Source organism: Acidithiobacillus sp. TH-A36 (genome assembly GCF_057473445.1).
The window spans coordinates 1-3562 of the sequence record NZ_JBYCKP010000427.1 but is presented as its reverse complement, the minus strand read 5'-3'; the positions used below and the strand labels follow the sequence as shown (position 1 = coordinate 3562).

At 50.5% G+C, this 3562-nt stretch carries 4 protein-coding genes; 1 reads left to right on the top strand and 3 read right to left on the bottom strand.

Annotation, left to right across the window (positions count from 1 at the left end):
• Positions 1–414: uracil-DNA glycosylase (locus AC2VLY_RS11100; protein ID WP_486922282.1), on the top strand; the 414-nt coding region annotated here is incomplete at its 5' end.
• Here the strand turns inward: AC2VLY_RS11100 and AC2VLY_RS11095 are convergent.
• From AC2VLY_RS11095 to AC2VLY_RS11085, 3 genes are all read right to left on the bottom strand, one after another.
• Positions 400–1329, bottom strand: a complete 930-nt coding sequence (locus AC2VLY_RS11095) for a lysozyme inhibitor LprI family protein (protein ID WP_486893612.1) — start codon at positions 1327–1329, stop codon at positions 400–402. The genes AC2VLY_RS11100 and AC2VLY_RS11095 overlap by 15 nt on opposite strands.
• A gap of 62 nt (positions 1330–1391) precedes the next feature.
• Positions 1392–2645, bottom strand: a complete 1254-nt coding sequence (locus AC2VLY_RS11090; protein ID WP_486893610.1) for a pesticin C-terminus-like muramidase — start codon at positions 2643–2645, stop codon at positions 1392–1394.
• Between the two features lie 26 nt (positions 2646–2671).
• Complete coding sequence (locus AC2VLY_RS11085) at positions 2672–3559, bottom strand: TadE/TadG family type IV pilus assembly protein (RefSeq protein WP_486922283.1); 888 nt, start codon at positions 3557–3559, stop codon at positions 2672–2674.
• Positions 3560–3562 lie beyond the last annotated feature (3 nt).

Here is a 3562-nt window from a genome sequence, read left to right as displayed (position 1 = left end):
GGCGAAGCTTTTGTCGGTCGCGGCGGGCAGTTGCTCGATAACATGCTGAAAGCCATGGGCCTAACCCGGCGGCAGGATGTCTATATTGCCAATGTGCTCAAATGCCGCCCCCCCAACAATCGTGATCCTCTGGGTCCAGAGGTGCAGTCCTGCCTGCCTTTTTTGCAGCGTCAGATTGCCCTGCTCCAGCCCCGTATTATTGTTGCCCTGGGGCGTTTTGCCGCCCAGAGTCTGCTGCAGGTCACGACACCCATCGGCCAGTTACGCGGGCATACCCATCGGTACCAGAACATTCCATTGATTGTTACCTACCACCCGGCCTATTTACTCCGCAGCCCGCTGGAAAAGCGCAAGGCCTGGGAGGATTTGCAGTTGGCCGTGCAGGTGTACTCAGCGCAATCATTGCCTGAATAATTCCAGTGAAACCTGCTCGTGGCTTTTGGGTAAGGGTAATGGACAGCGTTCGGCGAAGTTTTTGGGGCCAGAGCCTGATTTGCAAGCCAGTTGATAAGCCCGAATAGGCAGTGGATAGGCTCGCGCTTGTTTACAGAGCGTCTGCCAATGCGAATTCTGATTGCAACGCACATTGAATCCCAGCAAATTGGCTCTTGCCCAGGCGTCTACAGCGGGCAAATAGTATTGCAGTGCTTTCGCATTATGGACAAATAGCAGGACTTGCCCCGAAGCTTTCGCAGGGCTGGCAGCTAAGATGGTCTTTGCAGTTGGCATAGGTGTGCGGCTGATCTCGGGCAAATCATCAACTGCCCCTATCAGCTGTACCTCACCCCGGGTATTACTGATCACAATAGAACGCACGCTGCCATTACCCTGTTGAAACCCCCAAAATACGATACTGCCATCAGATAATTTGGCGTGAGCAACGGGATCTTGTTCAAAGGCATCAAAAATACGGTCACTTAGCAAAATCTGGGCGGACTTTTTCTGTGGGTCATGGTCGTCAGCGTCAATAAGGTAGGCTTTACCCGCAAACAGAGCGATTCCGGCATCGGGAAGTTCCACCCGGAGTTGTTGGTTAAGGGCGATGAGTACCTTATGTCGTGCTTTCATCACGCGCATGATGCAGGATGTATCGGTGCCACAAGCATCGCGTTCCTTGAGATAACTCCATTGGCTTGCTATGACTTGCTTTTGTTCTGCGCTGTCAGGCGTGGTGTTGCGTAAGGCGCGTCCGAAAAGCCCGGCATTGTACATGTCTTCCTGCAAGAAGGGGGCTTGAGCGTCTCCTTTCATATTGCAGATTAACAATTCAGAACCTTTAGAGGCGCTGCAATTATCGATACTATGCGTAGGCGGAACACTCGCTGCCATTGCAGATCCTATCAATGAATATGTCAAAACTAATCCCAGGCAGTATTTTTGGATTGTCCTTGTTATGACCACAGTGTTCTCCTTGTCGTTACGCGAGTGTCAAAAATTTTATTCAATGCAGCGATAGGTTTGGGAATGCTCGGTGGGCAGGGGTTTCCTTTTCCAGGCAAGCGTTTTTCGCCGATGGCCTTTTGTAAAAGTATTCCCTCCCGATGCCGCCGTTTCTTGAATTTTTTGCGCTGGTCTGGAATGGTGAATTCTTGAAGGGCGGTGCTCAAAGTTTGCCAATCTCCCTGATAGTAGGCGGACCAGACAGCATTGCGCGTTTTGTCCTGAGCAGTTTTTTTATTCTCGGCTTTGTTCAAGGAGTCACCGTGGCCATATTGATAGGAAAAATCCACCAGTGCTGTTTGCGCTTCGGCTGGAAGTTGCTGAAAAGTGGTTCCCATCTGGTTGTTGCGATTGAATTGCGCTTCCAGTTGACGCACTGAGCGTAATTGTACCGCTTGCGTGACAAAATCGGCTTGCGTTTTTGAAAGGGTAGGAGATTTTTCAGTAACGCTTTTTACTGCCTGCCATCCTCTAAGTTTTTTTTCCATAAATGGTGAAAGTTCCTTAATAATTTTTTCATAATCAACATGTTCTGGGTTTCCATTTGCCTCAATATAAGCCTTAAAATCATGGCGGAGTTGCGTAGGCGTCTGCTGCGCCAGATCCACACCATTTCCGATGGTTACCCCGCTGTGCGAATCAGGGGCAAAACCATGCTTCTTCTTGTTAATATGCCCAGGATTATGAGGGTCTTCCCGGTGATAACCGGGTACATAGCCTTCTACCCAGACACCGCCTTCACTGACGGAAAGAAAGGACCAATCCATTTTATACGCGCTGACACAAACAGCGGCGGATGTCGCGAGATCCTGGGTGTTCGTGACACCACTATCCTTATGATAACAGCTAGTTAATTCAGAGAGACGTCTTCCATAGGCATCCTGGATACAAAAACTGTCTCCTTTACACTCAATGGTTTCCTTTTTCCATTTTTCCTGAGAAGTATTCAGATAGTCCAATGCCTCGTGATAATTGCCTGCTTTTTTCATATCATCCGCCAACTGGTTATAGTCCTTGGATACCTGTCGATCAAGACTTGCCAGCTGTGGATCCTGGCAGATGATTTTTTCGGTTTCAGTGCTTGCCGACGCGCAGTTAAAGGATGTGGAGTACAGACTCGCTCGTGCATCTACTGTGATTATGCAGGTTAAAAGCAGGCAGGGCTGTAGGCATTTTTGAACAAACTTAATGGATGGATTCAACATGCTTTCTCCGTGAATTATGCTTAGCATCAGGCACCTGCATTACAAATGTGATCGGACACCGGCGCTTTATCGTCAGAAATAGTGGCAAGATCGCTGGGAGAAGTGGGAAGTGGCTCCATGTTCGAAGCAGGTGGGGTGGAACCGTGTACACTTTCCGCCTCTGGGTGTTGCACAAGCTGGTTTTGACTAGGTAGCCCCGCCACAAGCACAGGGCTTTGCATGCGCATCACCGTGTCTGTCTGCAAAGGGATTCCCCAGCCCATCTGGCCATTAATACCAGTTACCGGACTTAACTGCAGACCAAAAATGCTGGGTAAGCCCATTTCCTGTTTCAAGGCATAGAGGCCACGCCCAATTTGATCAATGAAGGGTATAACGAGCGGCTGTACAGTAGTAATTTGTACTTTCAGAAGAGTCGCATCCTGTATGGACATTTTGCTGTTGACGCCGGTGCTTGTCTGCCGGTAAGCAAGATGATCCACAGGAATTGCATGAACCGGAGCCCCAGACCCGTCACGGGTCAGTTCAGCAAAATCATCAAAGGCCTCTCGAGTGGGGCTGAGTATTTGGATGTTGGCTTGTGCTGCAGCGGTTTTGGCGGCGGCGTAGCCTCTGGCCAGAGCTTCCAGGTTTTGACCGTGGGTGTACAGCGGAGTCAGGCCACGGGCCAGTGCTTCACGGATTGCTTCAGTGTTCGCACCGTGCAGCGTTCCTGCGCGCACAGCCTCCTGAGTGGCCACTTCAAATTGAGCGCGAGCCTGATAAAGAAGGGCTCCTTGAAAAGTGCCGAGCAGGGCCAGCAGTAGAGTTGGCAGGGTGATGGTGTCACGGATCGGCAATATGGAGCCAAACCGCAGTCGGCGTAATGGCGCCACCTTGGGATCGGCGTAATGGCGCCACTTCCGGATCGGCATAAA

What these genes read in the sequence shown, in the direction of transcription:
- AC2VLY_RS11090 (WP_486893610.1), bottom strand. Translation starts at nt 2,645, where the DNA reads ATGTTGAATCCATCCATTAAGTTTGTTCAAAAATGCCTACAGCCCTGC.
- AC2VLY_RS11095 (WP_486893612.1), bottom strand. Translation starts at nt 1,329, where the DNA reads ATGGCAGCGAGTGTTCCGCCTACGCATAGTATCGATAATTGCAGCGCC.
- AC2VLY_RS11085 (WP_486922283.1), bottom strand. Translation starts at nt 3,559, where the DNA reads ATGCCGATCCGGAAGTGGCGCCATTACGCCGATCCCAAGGTGGCGCCA.